This is a genomic window from Comamonadaceae bacterium M7527, from assembly GCA_021044545.1.
In the GTDB taxonomy this organism is placed as follows: Bacteria; Pseudomonadota; Gammaproteobacteria; order Burkholderiales; family Burkholderiaceae_C; genus RS62.
Genome location: CP087990.1, coordinates 1,683,091 through 1,700,232, shown reverse-complemented (window position 1 = coordinate 1,700,232; position 17,142 = coordinate 1,683,091). Strand labels below are relative to the sequence as shown.

Sequence of the window (17,142 nt, the reverse complement as noted above, 5' to 3'; positions counted from 1 at the left end):
CCGTTACGGCAGCGCTCAGTCGGTCTTTTTTGTGATTGGTGGTGTGTTTGAAGACGCTGGCGTTGATTCACCTGACTCGCTGTCATGGTCAATGGGTTCGCCACCTTTGCGCCCGCTAAACATGGTCCACCATACGATGAACACAAATATCAATAACGCGCCAAGCGCCTCAAGCAACAATAAACTCATGTCAGCAACCGGTTTCACCTCAAGCGCCCGCACGTGGTGGGCTGTAGCCCTCATTGTAGGAACGCTCTCTGGCTGCGCCACAGGTCCAGCGGTAATGTCCCCACAAACGCCACCGCCACCAGTTACAAGCCAGGTCAGCGCACCTGAGCCCGTGAGCTACCAGGACTTTCGCGACTTGCCGGTAGACCCTGCCGTGTTGCCATGGTTTGCATGGGACGACAGGCAGCCGCTACCTGCTGCCAAGCGCCAAAGCAGCAGCCAGTGGCAGCCCGTCAGGTGGCGTGATGTGCCAGCATGGGGTAGCGACGATCTGGAGCGTGCCTGGGCAGCGCTTTTGCGTAACTGTGAGGGCGCGCCAGCGGCGATCAAGCCACACTGCGATGCTGCACGTCAGCTCAGCATTGGCAGCTCAGAGCAGCGCATTGCCTGGTTGATGCAGCAGTGGCAGCCTTATAAGGTCACAGACTTGCGTGGCGGCGCCAGTGGTTTGCTAACAGGCTATTACGAGCCCATGATGAAGGCCTCAAGGTTGCGCACAGACACGCACCAAACGCCGCTTTATACCAAGCCCGACAGCTTGCGGCTTGGCCAAACATGGTATTCACGCAAAGAGATGGAAACTGATCCGGCGGCGCTGAACGCATTGCGCGGCAAAGAGATTGCCTGGGTGGCTGACCCTATTGATGCCTTGATTGTGCAAATACAAGGTTCTGGACGTGTGGAAATTACCGAGCCCGATGGTCGCGTACAAGTGGCGCGCTTGGCTTTTGCCGCGCACAACGGTCACACGTACGCCAGCGTGGCTCGCGTGCTGTTAGATACACGTGCCATCACCAGCCCGTCTTGGCCAGCCATCAAAGCGTGGGCCGCTGCCAACCCTGATGACGTTCAACGCGTGCTGTGGACCAATCCGCGTACCGTGTTTTTTCAAGAAGAAGACTTAAACGGCATGGACGCCCAAGCCGGCCCGCGCGGCGCGCAAGGCGTGCCACTCACACCCATGCGCTCTATCGCTGTAGACAGGCGCAGCATTGCTTACGGCACGCCGGTGTGGATGGTCACGCGGGGCCCAACCTTTAACAGTGCGCGTTTGGTCGTGGCGCAGGATACAGGCGGCGCAATCATTGGTGCGGTTCGCGCTGACTTTTTTGCGGGCTGGGGCGAAGACGCTGCCGTTTTAGCCGGTGGCTTGAAGCAGCCACTGGAGTTGTGGGTGCTGTGGCCTAGGGGCTTGTAGGGGCGACAAGCTGTTACAGCGCTCGCTTGTGATTTTTTTACCGCTTGCCTTTTACGGGCAAATGCCCAAGCGGCAGTGCGTCTGAGGTTTTCACCTCGCCCAATGAAAAACTGGTTTGCAAGTCTTTGACATGCGGCAGGTTGAGCAACACGTCGCGTGCCAGTGTGGCAAAGGCATTGAGGTCTGTAGTGACGACTTGCAGCTCAAAGGTGCCTGTGCCACTGATGTAGTGGCAAGACACAATTTGCGGCACTTGGGTAATAGCGGCTTCTAGCTCTTTGGCTACAAAGCCGTTGTTGCGGTCAGCGTCTAAGCGAACAAAAGCCAATACACCCAGGCCCACCAGTTGGCGGTTGATGCGTGCACAGTAGCCTGTAATAAAACCGGCCTCTTCTAGCGCGCGCACACGCCGCCAGCAGGGCGCGGCACTGAGACCCACCCGTGTGGCCAGTTCTGCGTTGCTTAGGCGCCCGTCAGACTGCAGTTCTTGCAGTATGGCAATGTCAAATTTGTCTAATGTTTCCATAAACCACTTTTTGAGCAAGATTATTGCGCAATATAGCGTCTTGAAAGCATCAAACGCAAGCACTTATCACACGCAAGTTTTTACACTGTGCATTGTGGTTTGACGCGTTTGCGACCAGCTGCTGCGTCAAAAAAACAGATAAATGCACAAACCCCAGCAACACGGCATACCGCAGGCTTTGCCAGAAGGAGACAAGACCATGAATGCCCCCATGCCAGAGCACATTCGCCGCGCACTTGCTGAAGTGAGTTTGGACGACAAGTACGCACTAGACAGCGGGCGCGCCTTCATGAGTGGTGTGCAAGCGTTGGTCAAGTTGCCCATGCTGCAGCGTGCGCGCGACGCGCAGCAGGGGTACAACACGGCAGGCTTCATCAGCGGCTACCGTGGCTCACCGCTGGGCACCTATGACCAGTCCTTGTTCAAGGCCAAGGCGCATTTGGCGGCCAACAACATTGTGTTTCAGCCTGGCGTCAACGAGGAGTTGGCGGCTACTGCCTTGTGGGGTACGCAGCAATTGGGCTTTGCGCCAGCACGCACGCAGCGCTTTGACGGTGTGTTTGGCATTTGGTATGGCAAAGGCCCTGGCGTTGACCGTTGCGCCGATGTGTTCAAGCACGCCAATATGGCTGGCACCACACCGCTTGGTGGCGTGTTGGCTGTTGCGGGTGACGACCACGTGGCCAAAAGCTCCACGGCGGCGCACCAAAGTGACCATATTTTTAAGGCTTGTGGCCTGCCGGTGTTTTTCCCAGCGTCTGTGCAAGACATACTAGACCTTGGCCTGCACGCCATTGCCATGAGCCGCTTTGCCGGCGTGTGGGCGGGCATGAAGACGATTCAAGAAATCGTAGAGTCCAGCGCCACCGTCACCATCGATACGCAGCGCTTAAACATCGTGTTGCCAGACTTTGAGATGCCCGCCGGTGGCGTGCACATTCGCTGGCCTGACAACGCATTGGAGCAAGAGGCCCGCTTGTTTGACACCAAGTGGTACGCGGCGCTGGCTTACATCAGGGCCAACAAGCTCAACCACAACGTGATTGAGGGGCCCAATGACCGTTTTGGCATCATTGCCAGTGGCAAGGCCTACAACGACACGCGCCAGGCACTATCAGACTTGGGGCTGGACGACGCGATGTGCCGCGAGCTGGGTATACGCGTGCACAAAGTGGCGGTGGTATGGCCACTAGAGGCGCAAACCACGCGTGAGTTTGCCACTGGCTTGCGTGAGATTTTGGTAGTGGAAGAAAAGCGCCAAGTGATTGAATACCAGCTCAAAGAAGAGTTGTACAACTGGCGCTCTGATGTGCGCCCCACTGTGTTGGGCAAGTTCGACGAGGCCGACGGCAGCACCACGGGTGGTGAGTGGTCGCAGGCCAACCCCAGCGCCAACACATTGCTGCGTGCCAACGCCGACCTCAACCCGTCCATCGTGGCCCGGGCCATTGCTAGGCGCTTGCGCCACATGGCGTTGCCAGACAATGTGCGTGCGCGCATGGACAGCCACTTGGCCGTGCTTGACGCCAAAGAGCGCGCCATGCTTGAGCTCACCAGCAAAGGCGCATTGGCTGACCGCATGCCTTGGTTTTGCTCGGGTTGCCCGCACAACACCTCTACCCGCGTGCCAGACGGCTCGCGCGCCATGGCTGGTATTGGCTGCCACTTTATGACGGTGTGGATGGACAGAAACACCATTGGCTTTACCCAAATGGGCGGCGAAGGCGTGCCTTGGGTGGGCCAGTCTGCCTTTTCCACCGAAAAGCACGTGTTTGCCAATTTGGGCGACGGCACCTACTTCCACAGCGGCCTGTTGGCGATTCGCCAAAGCATTGCCGCAGGCGTGAACATCACCTACAAGCTGTTGTACAACGACGCCGTGGCCATGACGGGCGGCCAGCAAGTGGGTGAGCGCCCAGAGGGTCATAGCGTGTTGCAAATAGCGCACAGTTTGAAAGCCGAGGGTGCAACCAAATTGGTGGTGGTGACCGATGAGCCCGACAAATACCAAGGTGCTGCGCTGCCCAGCGGCGTTGTCGTTGAACACCGCGACGAGCTAGAGCGCGTGCAACTGGCGTTCAGAGAGTTGGCGGGCACCACAGTCATCATTTATGACCAAACCTGCGCCACTGAAAAGCGCCGTCGCCGCAAGCGCGGCACCATGGTGGACCCCGATGTGCGCTTGGTGATTAATGAGGCCGTGTGTGAGGGCTGTGGCGACTGCGGTGTCAAAAGCAACTGCTTGTCCGTAGAGCCGCTCGAAACGCCACTTGGGCGCAAGCGCACCATCAACCAAAACTCTTGCAACAAAGACCAAAGCTGTGCCAACGGCTTTTGCCCGAGTTTTGTGAGCGTCAAGGGTGCAGCTGCTGCCCAAGCTGCCGCGCCCAAAGTGGCTGCCACGCGGCCCAGTCCTTGGGACGGCACCGTGCTGCCAGAGCCCGCACTGCCCAGCACCATGCACCCCTGGGGTTTGCTGGTGGCGGGTGTGGGCGGCACCGGCGTGATCACCATTGGTCAGCTGCTGGGCATGGCTGCGCACATGGAAGGCAAGGGCGTGGTCACGCAAGACGCGGCTGGTCTGGCCCAAAAAGGCGGCGCCACCTGGAGCCACATCATCATTGCGGCCAGGCAAAGCGACATTCACACCACGCGCATTGACATGGCTGCAGCCGACGCCATTTTGGGCTGTGACCCCATAGTGACCGCTGGCAAAGAGACCATGATGCGCATCAAGCCGGGGCGCACGCACGTGGCGCTCAATGCGCACAGCGCGCCAACAGCGGCCTTTGTGAACAACACACAGTGGCACAACCCCAGCGAGGAGTGTGTGGCGCAACTGGCCGCCTGCGTAAGCGCTGGTGACTTGCAAAGCTTTGATGCCGAGCAAGTGGCTGTCCAGTTGCTAGGCAATAGCATTTTCGTCAACCCACTGGTGCTGGGATTTGCCTGGCAATTGGGGTGGGTGCCGCTGCGCAGCGAGTCTATCCTGCGTGCCATGGAGCTAAATGGCGTAGCCGTCAAAGACAACCAAGCTGCATTTGCGTGGGGCAGGCGTTGCGCCGCAGACTGGGCAGGTGTGCAAGCGCTGATGGCGCCCAAAGCGGTTGTCGCCTTGCACCGCACACCTGCACTGCAAGACACGATTGACTTGCGCGTGCAGCTACTCACCGCCTACCAAAACAAAGCGTATGCGCAGCGTTATGTGGACGTGGTCGAGCAAGTGCGCGCGGCCGAATCGGCTTTGTCAGGTGTTGACAAGAGCCGCAGCAGCTTGCCGCTTACCCACACCGTGGTCAAACAGTTGTATCGCATGATGGCTATCAAAGACGAGTACGAAGTGGCCAGGCTGCACGCTGACCCCGCGTTTAAGAAGCGCATTACCAACGAGTTTGGCGCAAATGTGACGCTGAACTTTCACCTCGCGCCACCGCTGCTGGCCAAGCGCAACGCCAAAGGCGAGCTCACCAAAAGCACGTTTGGGCCTTGGGTGATGAGCGCTTTTGCTGTGTTGTCGCGCTTTAAGCGTCTGCGCGCCACGCCATTTGACCTTTTTGGCTACACCCAAGAGCGGCGTGCCGAGCGCGCGTTGCGTGACGACTACCAGCAACTGGTGTTGGCTTTGGCCAAAGATCTTACGCCCGGTACGCTGGGCCAGGCTATCGAGCTGGCCAATGTGGTGGAACCCATCAAAGGCTTTGGTCATGTGCGGGCCAAACACATGGCTGCGGCGCGCGCGCGTTGGCAGGCGCTATGGGCAGCGTGGCAGACACAGCCGGTTGAGCAAGACTTGGCCGGGTGTCCACCAGCAAGATAAGACTGCTGTGTGCCGCCATGTTTTAGGGATTTTTTCAAGGCTTTTGGACGGTGGCGCCACCCGCATACAATGCTGGGTGATGAACGCGCCGTCTCGTGCGCGGGCTAAACCTACGTATTTTGGAGAACTCTGTGTTTATTTCTAACGCTTACGCTCAAGCCGCCGGCGGCGATACTGCTTCTTCCATCATGGGCTTGCTGCCTTTGTTGTTGATGTTTGTCGTGCTGTACTTTGTGATGATTCGTCCACAAATGAAGCGCCAAAAAGAGCACAAGGCCATGGTTGAGGCGCTGTCCAAAGGTGATGAAGTCTCTACTGCCAGTGGTATTTTGGGCAAGATCACCCGCGTGGGCGAGACATCAATTTCACTTGAAATTGCCGCTGGCGTTGAGGTGCAAATGCAGCGTACAGCCGTCGCGCAAGTGCTGCCCAAGGGCTCAGTTAAGTAAGCAGCGACTGAGCTTGCGCTTAGCCCTGTAGCGATAAGCGGCCGCGTGTTGAGCGTAGCCGCTTTTTTGCTTTATTGCCCAGAGTCGCTGGGCTTTGCGCCAACTTAAAAGGCGCGTGGTTGAAGGTCTTTTGGCTATGAATCGTTACCCATTGTGGAAATACTTGGTCATCGCGGTTGCGTTGATGATTGGCACCATATACACACTGCCCAACTTTTATGGCGAAGCACCTGCGGTGCAAGTCTCGCCGGGTAAAACCGCTGTGCGCTTGACCAACGACACCATGGTGCGCATAGACATGGCGCTTAAGGACGCAGGCCTCACACCAGAGCGCACCACCTTTGAGGCCAACTCCATCAAGACGCGCTTTGTCACAACTGACGACCAACTAAAAGCCCGTGACATTATTGAGAAAGCGCTGAACCCAGACCCCAACAACCCCAGCTACGTGGTGGCCCTGAACCTGGTGCCGCGCACACCGGCGTGGCTGGCAGCGCTGAATGCTGGCCCCATGTACCTGGGACTGGACTTGCGCGGTGGCGTGCACTTCATGTTGCAAGTTGACATGCAGGCAGCACTGACACAAAAGCTGGATTCGCTGGGTGCCGACGTGCGCACGGTGTTGCGCGACAACAGCATTCGATACGGCGGCATTGAGCGTGATGGCCAAAGCCTGGTGCTGCGCGCACGCGACCAAGCCACGCTGGACGCGGCAGACCGTGCTATTGGCCAAGACTTTGCCGAGCTTGACTTGACTCAAGGCGGCACTGCACCCAACTTGACGCTGACGGCAACGCTGAAGCAAGCCGCCGAGCTGGATATTCAGGCGCAAGCTCTCAAGCAGAACATCACCACATTGCACAACCGTATTAACGAGTTGGGCGTGGCTGAGCCGGTTATTCAGCAGCAAGGTTTAGACCGCATTGTGGTGCAGTTGCCAGGCGTACAAGATACCGCCAAGGCCAAAGACATTTTGGGTCGCACTGCCACGTTGGAGGTGCGATTGGTGGATGAGTCTGCAGAAGGCCGTGCGGCTGAAAACGGCTCCGGTCTGGTGCCCTTTGGCTCAGAGAAATATCTGGACCGTGACGGACGCGCCGTGATTGTGAAGCGCGCTGTTTTGCTGACAGGCGACAACCTGGACGATGCACAGGCCGGCTTTGACAGTCAAACGCAAGAGCCAGCCGTGCACTTGAACCTGGACGCCAAAGGCGCGCGTATTTTTAAAGATGTGACCCGCGACAACGTGGGCAAGCGCATGGCCATTTTGCTGTTTGAAAAAGGCAAGGGCGAGGTCGTTACTGCGCCGGTTATTCGTACCGAAATCGGCGGTGGTCGCGTACAAATATCAGGTCAGATGACCACGCAAGAGGCGGCAGACACCTCTTTGCTATTGCGCGCAGGTTCCTTGGCCGCGCCTATGGAAATCATAGAAGAGCGCACCATTGGCCCTTCACTGGGGGCTGAGAATATTGCCAAAGGTTTTGACAGCGTGAAGTGGGGCTTGATGGTGGTCATCATCTTCATGTGCGCTTACTACGCGCTGTTTGGCTTGTTTTCAAGTTTGGCGCTCACGTTTAACTTGCTGCTGTTGGTGGCTGTGTTGTCTATGCTGCAAGCCACACTCACGCTGCCCGGCATGGCTGCTATGGCTTTGGCGCTGGGCATGGCGATTGACGCCAACGTGCTTATCAATGAGCGGGTGCGTGAAGAGCTGCGTGCCGGCGCATCACCGCAGGCCGCGATCAACGCAGGCTATGACCGCGCCTGGGGCACCATTTTTGACTCCAATATCACCACGCTAATTGCTGGCGTGGCATTGCTGGCATTTGGCTCTGGCCCTGTGCGTGGCTTTGCGGTGGTGCATTGCATTGGTATCTTGACCAGTATGTTCTCTGCCGTGATGTTTTCGCGCGGCGTGGTGAACCTGTGGTACGGACGCCAAAAGAAACTCAAGACCGTGTCCATTGGCACCATTTGGAAGCCAGGCAACAGCCAGCAAACTGGCGTGAGCACTGCTGAGTAAACCTACGGGTCTCGCTGTCTAAACAACCATATCTATTAGGCTTTCAGTCATGGAATTTTTCCGAATCAAAAAAGACATCCCATTCATGCGCCACGCCTTGGCCTTGAATGCGGTGTCCGCAGCCATGTTTATTGCTGCTGTTTTCTTTTTGTTTGCCAACGGCCTGAACCTGTCGGTTGAGTTCACTGGCGGTACCGTCATGGAGGTGGCCTACGACAAGCCTGCCGATGTGCAAGCGGTGCGCGAGACGCTTGCTGGCCTGGGCTACCAAGAGGTACAAGTGCAAAACTTTGGTTCCGCCAGCGACGTGCTCATGCGCTTGCCGACCATGGCGGGTCAAACATCAGGGCAACAAAGCGAAGTGGTTTTGGCGGCTCTGCGCGCGGCCGATGCAGGCGTTGAGCTGCGTCGTACCGAGTACGTAGGCCCTCAGGTTGGCGAAGAGCTGGCCACCAACGGCTTGATGGCCCTGGGCGTAGTGATTGTGGGCATCATGATTTACTTGGCTATCCGCTTTGAGTGGAAGTACGCCGTATCTGCCATCATTGCCAACCTGCATGACGTCATTATCATCCTGGGCTTTTTTGCCTTCTTTCAGTGGGAGTTCTCGCTGGCGGTGTTGGCCGCGGTGTTGGCCGTGTTGGGCTACTCGGTGAATGAGTCGGTGGTGATTTTTGACCGTATTCGCGAAAGCTTTAGGCGTTACCGAAAGCTGTCTACAACTGAGGTGATCAACCACGCCATTACGTCCACCATCAGCCGCACCATCATCACCCACGGTTCAACACAAATCATGGTGTTGTCCATGTTGCTGTTTGGTGGCCCAACGCTTTACTACTTTGCATTGGCGCTGACCATTGGTATCTGTTTTGGCATTTACTCATCCGTGTTTGTAGCCGCTGCGGTTGCCATGTGGCTAGGCATTCGCCGTGAAGACTTGGTTAAAACCAAAACCACCGTAGAAGACCCGGAAGACCCCAACTCGGGTGCAGTGGTTTAACGCGCAACTCAGGCGGCAAGAACGCCGCTTTGCCTGTCACAACAGACTGAACAGGGTGTGCATGGCCGCACCCTATATGACAGCTACAGCGCTGACGACGTACCGGTAACTTGCTGAAACAACCCGCCGGGCAATCTGGCGACGCGCCCACTTAGCTCCAACTCAAACAACTGCGCTTGCAGCGCTGCCGCGCTCATGCCAGTGCGGTCCAGCAATTGGTCCAGGTTGAGCGGGTCAAAGCCAAGGGCTTTTAAAACGGGGTCTTGCGAGTCTGTATCGAGTAAGTCATTGCTATGGTGTGGTTGCGCTACTGCGGCGCCCAGCCAGCCCAGCTCGCCCAGCACATCGCCTGCGCTTTCCACCAGCTTGGCGCCCTGGCGTATCAGCGCGTGGCAGCCCTTGGCGTGGGGTGAGTGTATTGAGCCGGGTATGGCGAATACGTCGCGCCCCATTTCTGCAGCCATATGGGCGGTAATGAGCGAGCCTGATGCCAGCGAGGCCTCCACCACCAGCGTGCCTATGGACAAACCTGCAATGATGCGGTTGCGTCTGGGGAAGTTGGCGCGTTCTGGGCATGTGCCCAATGCAAACTCTGACAGCAACAGGCCTTGTTGTGCAATGCGCTGCGCCAGCGCCTGGTGTGCGCGGGGGTATACACGATCAAGCCCCGTGCCTACCACGGCAATGGTGGGCGACACGCCGTGGTGCAACACGCCCAAAGCGCCCTCGTGCGCAGCTCCGTCTATGCCCAGTGCCATACCAGACACAATGCACAAGCCGCTATGGGCCAAGCTGTTGGCGAAGTCGTGTGCGGTGCGCAGGCCTTGAGCGCTGGCGTTGCGGCTGCCGACCATGGCCAGTGCCGCGTTTGGCTGTAGCAGTTGGCGTTGGCCGCTGGCGTACAGCAATACAGGTGGGTCTGGCATTTCGCCCAACAGCGCCGGGTAGTCTGGGCACTGCGGTGTGACCAAGCTGTGCAGTGGGTCGCTGTCTAGCCATTGTTGTGTGGCTTGCACGGCCTGTTCAAACTGGGGCGGCGTGCTTTTGAGGGCGTTGATCTGCCTGGCACTCAGCTGCAAGAACGCCTCAGGCGCAGGTTGGTCAAACAAGGTGTCAATGTCAGCCGTGCTGTCTGTCAACAGCTTGGCTGTGCGTGCGCCCACAGTCGGTGTGAGGCTTAGGCGCAGCCAAGGCAGCCATGTTTGCGGGCTGGGTGTACTGGCTTTATGGCATTTGCTTTTGTAGGCATGCATTTGTGGCCCCCTGGTTGTCATACGGCAATGCAGCTTTAGGCGCTTGCGCTAACAAGTAGAGGCTCATTTTGAGCAGGTGCGCACAGATGTGCAAGCCCTGCGGCGAGTCGGGACTGGTAATTCGCGCGACAATAGGGGCTGAGCGCATTGCGGTGCGCGAGTTTGTATGTTTGAAACCAGTTTGTGTAAGCCATGTCGACCTTGCTTGAAATTCTCCGCTATCCCGATGCCCGTTTGCACACCGTTGCCAAGCCGGTCGCTGTTGTTGACCAACGGATTCGTGATTTGTCCAAGGCCATGTTGGCCACCATGTACGATGCCAATGGCATTGGCCTGGCCGCTACCCAGGTTGACGTGCATGAGCGGCTCATAGTGATAGACGTGAGCGAGGAGCGCAACAAGCCGTTGGTCATCATCAACCCTGAAATTGTGTGGGCCAGTGATGACAAGAAAGTGGGTGACGAAGGCTGTTTGTCTGTGCCCGGTATTTACGATGGCGTAGAGCGCGCCAGTGCCGTGCATGTCAAGCATTTGGATGCCAACGGCGACACCCAGACCTTGCAGGCCACAGAGCTGTTGGCCGTGTGTATTCAGCATGAGATGGACCACTTGATGGGCAAGGTGTTTGTTGAGTATTTGTCGCCACTCAAGCGCAATCGCATTAAAACCAAGCTGCAAAAGCAACTGCGAGAAGAGCGCTGATGCGCGTTATTTTTGCGGGCACGCCAGAGTTTGCGGCGGCCAGTTTAAAAGCGTTGTTGGCCGCAGGCTTTGAGGTGCCTTTGGTGCTGACGCAGCCAGACCGACCCGCTGGGCGCGGCATGAAGCTGCACGCGTCAGCCGTTAAGACCTTGGCACTGGCGCACAACATTGCCGTGGCCCAGCCTACCGGCTTAAAGCTGGACGGGCGCTATGCGCAAGAAGCCAGTGAAGCCCAAAGCCTCATAAACAGTGTCAAAGCCGATGTGATGGTGGTAGCCGCCTATGGTTTGATACTGCCACAGTGGGTGCTCGATGCACCACGCCTTGGCTGTGTCAACGTACACGCATCGCTGTTGCCGCGCTGGCGTGGTGCTGCGCCCATACACCGGGCCATTCAAGCGGGTGATGCCCAAACGGGCGTGACCATCATGCAAATGGACGCAGGTCTGGACACTGGCGACATGTTGCTGGAACAGTGCATTGCAATAGATAGTGCAGACACGACGGCCAGCTTGCACGACAAGCTGGCCATCTTGGGCGGGCGCCTGTTGGTACAGGCCTTGGAGCTGGCCGCTGCAGGTCGCATGCTTGCCAGGCCTCAGCCCGACGCGGGTGTGACTTACGCTCACAAAATTGAAAAGGCCGAAGCACCACTAGACTGGCAGCAGCCTGCTGATGTGTTGCTGCGCCAAGTGCTGGCGTTTAACCCCTTTCCCGGCGCAACCATGCGGTTGCAAACAGGTGGCACGATTGATGTGGTCAGTATGGGGCGCGCAAGCCCTCAACACATTGCCTGCAGCCGGATTGGCCACGGGCCAAGTGCAAGCGGTTGGCGCCCACGGCGTTGACGTGGTGTGTGGCCATGGCACTGTCATGCGCCTAACGCAGCTACAGCGCGCGGGCGGTAAACGCATGACCGCTGCGCAGTGGCTTGGTGGCACACCTGTGCAGGTGGGGCAGCAGCTGTTGCCCGTTGCCGCAGGCGACTCAAGTGGTTTGGGAGCCATCGCATGAGCACCACGTTGGCGCGGCTGCGTCTAACCTTGTGGCAGTACTGGCTTCATCCTGAATTCAAGGTGGGCCTGAAAGAAATCATGGCGGTCATCCCAGGCATTGCGGCTTGGGGTTTGACCACTGGCGTGGCATTGGCCAATTCAGGTCTGAGCATTGTCGAGGCCAGCGCCATGACACTGGTGGTGTTTGCGGGCAGTGCCCAGCTGGCCACCACACCGCTTATTGTCTCTGGCGCGCCGTTGTGGGTGATCTGGGCGACAGCGCTGTGTGTCAACCTGCGCTTTATGGTGTTTAGCGCGCACATGCGCCCGTTTTTCATGCACCTGCCAAGACGAACGCGCATGGCCTATTGCTACTTGCTGGGCGACATGTCTTACGTGCTGTTTACCAAGCGCTATCACCAGCCGGGTAGCAACGACCAAGAGCGCTTCGGCCAGCAGGCGTATTGGTTGGCCAGTGTGGTGGCCAACTGGCTGGCCTGGATGGGCGCCAGCTTTGTAGGTATTGCTTTGGCCAGCGTCATTCCCTTGTCGTGGGGTTTGAGCTTTGCGGGTATCTTGGCGCTCATAGGCATTGCGTGCTCATTGGCTACAACAAGGTTGCGCTTGCTGTGTGCCGGTTTGTCTGGCAGCGCTGCGGTCGCGGCTTTTGCCCTGCCACTGAAGCTCAACATCGTGGTGGCCATTGCCGCTGCGGTGGCCATGGCATTGGTGCTTGAGCACACGCGCAATGCACTGCGCTCGACCAAAGGCCGCTCATGAGTGAGACCATGCAGCTTATGGGCATCACCGATGCATGGACTTTGCTGGCGATTGTGGGTTTGGGTTGCATCACGCTGCTAACCCGCTCGTTTTTTTTGCTGTCCAGCAGCGACTGGAAGCTGCCAAACTGGGTGCAGCGCGGTTTGCACTATGCGCCTATTGCTGCGTTGGCCGCTGTCATAGTGCCTGAAGTGGTGATGCAAAACGGCCACTTGATCAGCACCTGGCAGGACGCGCGCGTGTTTGCGGCAGCAGCAGGCGCTGCTTGGTTTTTTACCAAGGGTGGCGTACTGGGCACCATTGTGTGCGGCATGTTGGTGTACTTGCCGCTGCACCTAGGGTTGGGGTGGTAGTGACTTGCGTTGCAGGCGCGCTTGACGCTGGGCACTGACCCACTGGCCAAGCGCAAACCACAACCACGCCGCTGTCCAGCACAGCCACCCTGTCCACAAGTTGTGGCTGGGAAAGTGCGCGCCGCGCAGTGTTTGTACCAGCCCCAGCAGCAGTCCGGCCGCCAATACACCATACAGCGCCAGGCGCGCTTGTCGCCGCGTGTGCGAGTTGCTGGCCAGCAGCAACGGTGGCAGCAATGCCAGGTAGGCAAAAGCGCTGGACGCATGGCCGCCGGGAAAGCAACGCCCGCCGCCCTCTGCCTGACCGAATTGCCAGTGCGAGACGTACTGTGCAACGCCGCCAAATTCGGCCAAGTCCCAAGGGCAACTCACGGTGCTCAAGGCCTTGAGACCGCTGATCAGCAACAACGACAGCGTAACCCCTGTGAGCAACCACACGCGCTGCCTGCGTGACCCAAGCTGCGGGTGTGGGCCATGTGGCCACGCCAGTGCCAGCACCCACATCACCAAAAACAGCACAACAGACGCATTGCGCGCGCCGGTGTGCAATACAGTGCTCATCCAAAAATTGTGGGTTAGTGCAAAGCCTGTGGGCGTGCCCACTGCCCGCATAAGCGCCATATCGAGTCCACTGATGTCCCACATCAGCAGACACGCCAGTCCAATCCATGAGGCGCGCCAAACCCATGCGTGGCTGGTCGCTGTGGCGATTGAAGTAGCCGGTGACGGTGTGTGTAAGGGTTCGTTCATAAAAGCGGCAACTGAATGGTGCATCATTAGAGGGTTGAGCGGCGCGATTGGGCGTCCCCGTAAAAGCAGTTTCCTTATGTTTTCATTCAAATCTACAGAGCCACAGCAATCACCCTGGTCCAAGTTTACGCTGGCTGCAATGGCGGCGCTGTGGATGGTCACCGCCTCAAACATCAGCTTGTGGGAGCAACTGTGGGCATTGCCTGAAGTGGGTGGTTGGCGCGGTGTTGGCTTTTTGGTCGCCTTCGGTTTGGCCATTGGCTGCGTGTTGTTTGGCTTGCTGGTCTTGTTGGCCTGGCCGTGGTTGCTCGCTACCGTGACCGCCGTGCTGTTGCTGACGGCGGCCTCTAGCACTTACTTCATGCAAAGCTATGGCATCGTCATTGACGCCAGCATGCTGACCAACGTGTTGCAAACAGACGCGCGCGAGGCCTCTGACCTGATGTCGTGGCGCTTTGCCCTCACCATGCTGGTGCTGGGCGTACTGCCTGCAGTTTGGGTGATCACACGACGCACCCGGCAAAAACCGTTTTTGCAAAGCCTGTGGCGCAACATGGTGGTGGCGCTGTTGGCCTTTGTGGCGGCTAGTTTGCTGGCCATGTTGGTGTTTCAAGACCTGGCGTCTGTCATGCGCAACCACAAGCAAATCCGCTATCTCATCAACCCCTTGAACAGTGTGTACGCTGTGACTCGCGTGGGCCTGAACGCAATGCCGCATCAGCAGCTGCCGCTGCAGTTGGTTGGCGAAGACGCGCGTTTGGGTGGCAGTTACACCCCTGACAGCAAGCCTTTGCTCATGGTCTTGGTGGTGGGTGAAACCGGGCGTGCTGCCAATTGGCAGTTGGGTGGCTATGAGCGTCCTACCAACCCTGAGCTCAGCGCTCTTGCAAACGCTGGAGAGCTGCAGTACTACAGCAACGTCATGTCTTGCGGCACCAATACCGCAGCATCGTTGCCGTGCATGTTTTCCGCGATGGACAAAGACGCATTTGAGTCCGCCAACGCTCCAGCTGAAGGCTTGCTGGACGTGTTGCAACGTGCTGGTCTGGCGGTGCTGTGGATAGACAACCAGTCGGGTTGCAAGGGGCTTGCGCGCGCGTACCAACGGTAAGCACGCGCAGTACAAATCATCCTGAGTTGTGTGAGGGCGGCGAGTGCTTTGACATGGTGATGCTTGACGGTATCAGCCAACGCATTGCCGAATTGCCTCAGGCCCAGCGCGAGCGTGGTGTGGTACTGGTCATGCATCAAATGGGAAGCCACGGCCCAGCGTATTTCAAGCGCTCGCCTGCTGCACAAAAAGACTTTATGCCAGAGTGCACCAGCAACGCCTTGCAAAGCTGTGACCACCAAGAACTGGTGAATGCATACGACAACAGCATTCGCTACACAGACCACTTTGTGGCCCAAACCATTGCTTGGCTCAAAACACAAACCAGCAGTGACACTGTGCTGTGGTACGTGAGTGACCACGGTGAGTCTTTGGGTGAAAGCGGCCTGTACCTGCATGGTTTGCCTTACAGCTTTGCACCCACGGAGCAAAAACACGTGCCTCAAGTCACGTGGCTGTCGCCCGCGTTCAAACAGCGTGTGCGCCTGGACACCGCTTGCCTGAGCGCCCAACAAAGCAAGGCGTGGAGTCACGACAACTTGTTCCACAGTTTGTTGGGCTTGGCCGGTGTACAAACCAGTGCCTACCAGCCTGCACTAGACATCACAGCCGAGTGCCGCGCAACTCTAAAATAGCCGGTTCGCCTCGCTTTTATATTTAGGACTTTTCTCATGCAATTCATCCGTTTTGAACAACTGTGTCGCGACGGCGCTGTAGCTGGCAAACGTGTATTCATCCGGGCCGACTTGAACGTGCCACTGAATGATGCAGGCGACATCACTGAAGACACGCGCGTGCGTGCCAGCGTGCCCGCCATTGAAATGGCGCTTAAAGCCGGTGCGGCCGTGATGGTCACAAGCCACTTGGGCCGCCCCACCGAAGGCGCTTTCAAGCCCGCAGACAGCTTGGCGCCTGTGGCCAAACGTTTGAGTGAGTTGCTGGGCAAACCTGTGCGCTTGCAGGCAGACTGGGTAGGAGGCGTGTCCATTGCGCCTGGCGACGTGGTGCTGCTGGAAAACTGCCGCGTGAACGTGGGTGAGAAGCAAAACAGCACTGATTTGGCCCAGCAAATGGCCAAGCTGTGTGACGTGTTTGTGCACGATGCTTTTGGCACCGCGCACCGCGCCGAGGCCTCTACCTACGGTATAGCCGAGTACGCGCCCATTGCCTGTGCAGGCCCATTGCTGGCTGCTGAAATGGACGCTATTGGCAAAGCCTTGCTGGCACCTCAAAAGCCATTGGTGGCCATTGTGGCGGGCAGCAAAGTGTCTACCAAGCTCACCATTTTGGAAGCACTGTCTGGCAAGGTAGACGGCCTCATTGTGGGCGGTGGCATTGCCAACACCTTTATGTTGGCCGCAGGCCTGCCCATTGGCAAAAGCTTGGCCGAGCCAGACCTCATAGACGACGCCAGGGCCGTGATGGCCGCCATGGCCCAACGCGGCGCGGCCGTGCCCATTCCGGTAGACGTGGTGGTAGCCAAAACCTTTGCTGCTGACGCACCAGCTACCGTCAAGGCGGCAGCGGACGTAGCCGACGACGACATGATTTTGGACATTGGCCCAACGACTGCCGCCATGCTGGCCGGGCAACTCAAAGCCGCCGGCACCATCGTATGGAACGGCCCCGTAGGCGTATTTGAATTTGCAGCCTTTGAGCACGGCACCAAAACCCTGGCTCACGCCATAGCCGACAGCGCCGCCTTCAGCATCGCGGGCGGTGGCGACACGCTGGCCGCTATTGCCAAGTACGACATGGCGTCCAAAGTGGACTACATCTCTACTGGCGGCGGTGCATTCTTGGAAGTGCTGGAAGGCAAAACACTGCCCGCGTTTGAGGTCTTGGGTAGACGGGCAGGGTCCGTGTGAGCGGCAAGCCGGATTTAATTTGGTAACCCATTGGTAACAAGTTTCAGCCACAATATGAAACTTGATTACATGCCAGGTGCCTATGG

At 58.0% G+C, this 17,142-nt stretch carries 12 protein-coding genes and 2 pseudogenes; 11 read left to right on the top strand and 3 right to left on the bottom strand.

Going from position 1 to position 17,142, the window contains the following annotated elements:
- Window positions 1-121 precede the first annotated feature (121 nt).
- Window positions 122-1,426: an MltA domain-containing protein gene (locus LN050_08245; protein ID UFS55779.1), complete on the top strand. Its 1,305-nt coding sequence runs from the start codon at window positions 122-124 to the stop codon at window positions 1,424-1,426.
- A 37-nt stretch (window positions 1,427-1,463) separates the two neighbouring features.
- Here LN050_08245 and LN050_08240 read toward each other — a convergent pair whose 3' ends face one another.
- Window positions 1,464-1,952 (bottom strand): Lrp/AsnC family transcriptional regulator, encoded by a 489-nt coding sequence (locus tag LN050_08240; GenBank protein UFS55778.1) that lies wholly within the window; start codon window positions 1,950-1,952, stop codon window positions 1,464-1,466.
- A gap of 199 nt (window positions 1,953-2,151) precedes the next feature.
- On the opposite strand from LN050_08240, the gene LN050_08235 reads away from it, so the two are divergent.
- The 4 genes from LN050_08235 to secF all read left to right on the top strand — a co-directional run bounded on the left by LN050_08235 (window position 2,152) and on the right by secF (window position 9,244).
- Window positions 2,152-5,769: an indolepyruvate ferredoxin oxidoreductase family protein gene (locus tag LN050_08235; GenBank protein ID UFS57367.1), complete on the top strand. Its 3,618-nt coding sequence runs from the start codon at window positions 2,152-2,154 to the stop codon at window positions 5,767-5,769.
- A gap of 131 nt (window positions 5,770-5,900) precedes the next feature.
- A complete protein-coding gene (gene yajC, locus LN050_08230) occupies window positions 5,901-6,218 on the top strand; it encodes a preprotein translocase subunit YajC (protein UFS55777.1) in 318 nt (105 codons plus the stop codon).
- 136 nt (window positions 6,219-6,354) lie between these two features.
- Window positions 6,355-8,244, top strand: a complete 1,890-nt coding sequence (secD, locus tag LN050_08225; GenBank protein UFS55776.1) for a protein translocase subunit SecD — start codon at window positions 6,355-6,357, stop codon at window positions 8,242-8,244.
- Between the two features lie 49 nt (window positions 8,245-8,293).
- Window positions 8,294-9,244 carry a protein translocase subunit SecF gene (gene secF, locus LN050_08220; GenBank protein UFS55775.1) on the top strand — a complete coding sequence of 317 codons (951 nt, stop codon included), beginning with the start codon at window positions 8,294-8,296 and terminating at the stop codon, window positions 9,242-9,244.
- Window positions 9,245-9,327: 83 nt separating this feature from the next.
- Here the strand turns inward: secF and dprA are convergent, their stop codons facing one another.
- Window positions 9,328-10,497 carry a DNA-processing protein DprA gene (gene dprA / locus LN050_08215; GenBank protein UFS55774.1) on the bottom strand — a complete coding sequence of 390 codons (1,170 nt, stop codon included), beginning with the start codon at window positions 10,495-10,497 and terminating at the stop codon, window positions 9,328-9,330.
- 192 nt (window positions 10,498-10,689) lie between these two features.
- On the opposite strand from dprA, the gene def reads away from it, so the two are divergent.
- The 4 genes and pseudogenes from def to LN050_08195 all read left to right on the top strand — a co-directional run bounded on the left by def (window position 10,690) and on the right by LN050_08195 (window position 13,327).
- A complete protein-coding gene (gene def / locus LN050_08210) occupies window positions 10,690-11,199 on the top strand; it encodes a peptide deformylase (GenBank protein UFS55773.1) in 510 nt (169 codons plus the stop codon).
- Window positions 11,199-12,213: pseudogene (fmt, locus tag LN050_08205) on the top strand (methionyl-tRNA formyltransferase). Before def ends, fmt begins: the two are co-directional and overlap by 1 nt.
- Entirely contained in the window at window positions 12,210-12,974 is a 765-nt protein-coding gene (locus LN050_08200) for an AzlC family ABC transporter permease (protein UFS55772.1), read from the top strand. Before fmt ends, LN050_08200 begins: the two are co-directional and overlap by 4 nt.
- A gap of 17 nt (window positions 12,975-12,991) precedes the next feature.
- The gene (locus LN050_08195; protein UFS57366.1) at window positions 12,992-13,327 is read left to right on the top strand and encodes an AzlD domain-containing protein; all 336 of its coding nucleotides are present in this window, start codon (window positions 12,992-12,994) and stop codon (window positions 13,325-13,327) included.
- Here LN050_08195 and LN050_08190 read toward each other — a convergent pair.
- Entirely contained in the window at window positions 13,310-14,077 is a 768-nt protein-coding gene (locus LN050_08190; GenBank protein ID UFS55771.1) for a phosphatase PAP2 family protein, read from the bottom strand. The two genes, LN050_08195 and LN050_08190, sit on opposite strands and share 18 nt — an antisense overlap.
- A gap of 154 nt (window positions 14,078-14,231) precedes the next feature.
- Here LN050_08190 and LN050_08185 point away from each other — a divergent pair.
- Together LN050_08185 and LN050_08180 are read left to right on the top strand one after the other, a co-directional pair.
- Window positions 14,232-15,823 (top strand): annotated as a pseudogene (locus tag LN050_08185) (phosphoethanolamine--lipid A transferase).
- Between the two features lie 36 nt (window positions 15,824-15,859).
- Window positions 15,860-17,056 (top strand): phosphoglycerate kinase, encoded by a 1,197-nt coding sequence (locus tag LN050_08180; protein UFS55770.1) that lies wholly within the window; start codon window positions 15,860-15,862, stop codon window positions 17,054-17,056.
- Window positions 17,057-17,142: the final 86 nt, after the last annotated feature.

What these genes read in the sequence shown, in the direction of transcription:
- LN050_08245 (UFS55779.1), top strand. Translation starts at nt 122, where the DNA reads ATGGTCCACCATACGATGAACACAAATATCAATAACGCGCCAAGCGCC.
- LN050_08240 (UFS55778.1), bottom strand. Translation starts at nt 1,952, where the DNA reads ATGGAAACATTAGACAAATTTGACATTGCCATACTGCAAGAACTGCAG.
- LN050_08235 (UFS57367.1), top strand. Translation starts at nt 2,152, where the DNA reads ATGAATGCCCCCATGCCAGAGCACATTCGCCGCGCACTTGCTGAAGTG.
- secD (UFS55776.1), top strand. Translation starts at nt 6,355, where the DNA reads ATGAATCGTTACCCATTGTGGAAATACTTGGTCATCGCGGTTGCGTTG.
- secF (UFS55775.1), top strand. Translation starts at nt 8,294, where the DNA reads ATGGAATTTTTCCGAATCAAAAAAGACATCCCATTCATGCGCCACGCC.
- dprA (UFS55774.1), bottom strand. Translation starts at nt 10,497, where the DNA reads ATGCATGCCTACAAAAGCAAATGCCATAAAGCCAGTACACCCAGCCCG.
- def (UFS55773.1), top strand. Translation starts at nt 10,690, where the DNA reads ATGTCGACCTTGCTTGAAATTCTCCGCTATCCCGATGCCCGTTTGCAC.
- LN050_08200 (UFS55772.1), top strand. Translation starts at nt 12,210, where the DNA reads ATGAGCACCACGTTGGCGCGGCTGCGTCTAACCTTGTGGCAGTACTGG.
- LN050_08195 (UFS57366.1), top strand. Translation starts at nt 12,992, where the DNA reads ATGGGCATCACCGATGCATGGACTTTGCTGGCGATTGTGGGTTTGGGT.
- LN050_08190 (UFS55771.1), bottom strand. Translation starts at nt 14,077, where the DNA reads ATGAACGAACCCTTACACACACCGTCACCGGCTACTTCAATCGCCACA.
- LN050_08180 (UFS55770.1), top strand. Translation starts at nt 15,860, where the DNA reads ATGCAATTCATCCGTTTTGAACAACTGTGTCGCGACGGCGCTGTAGCT.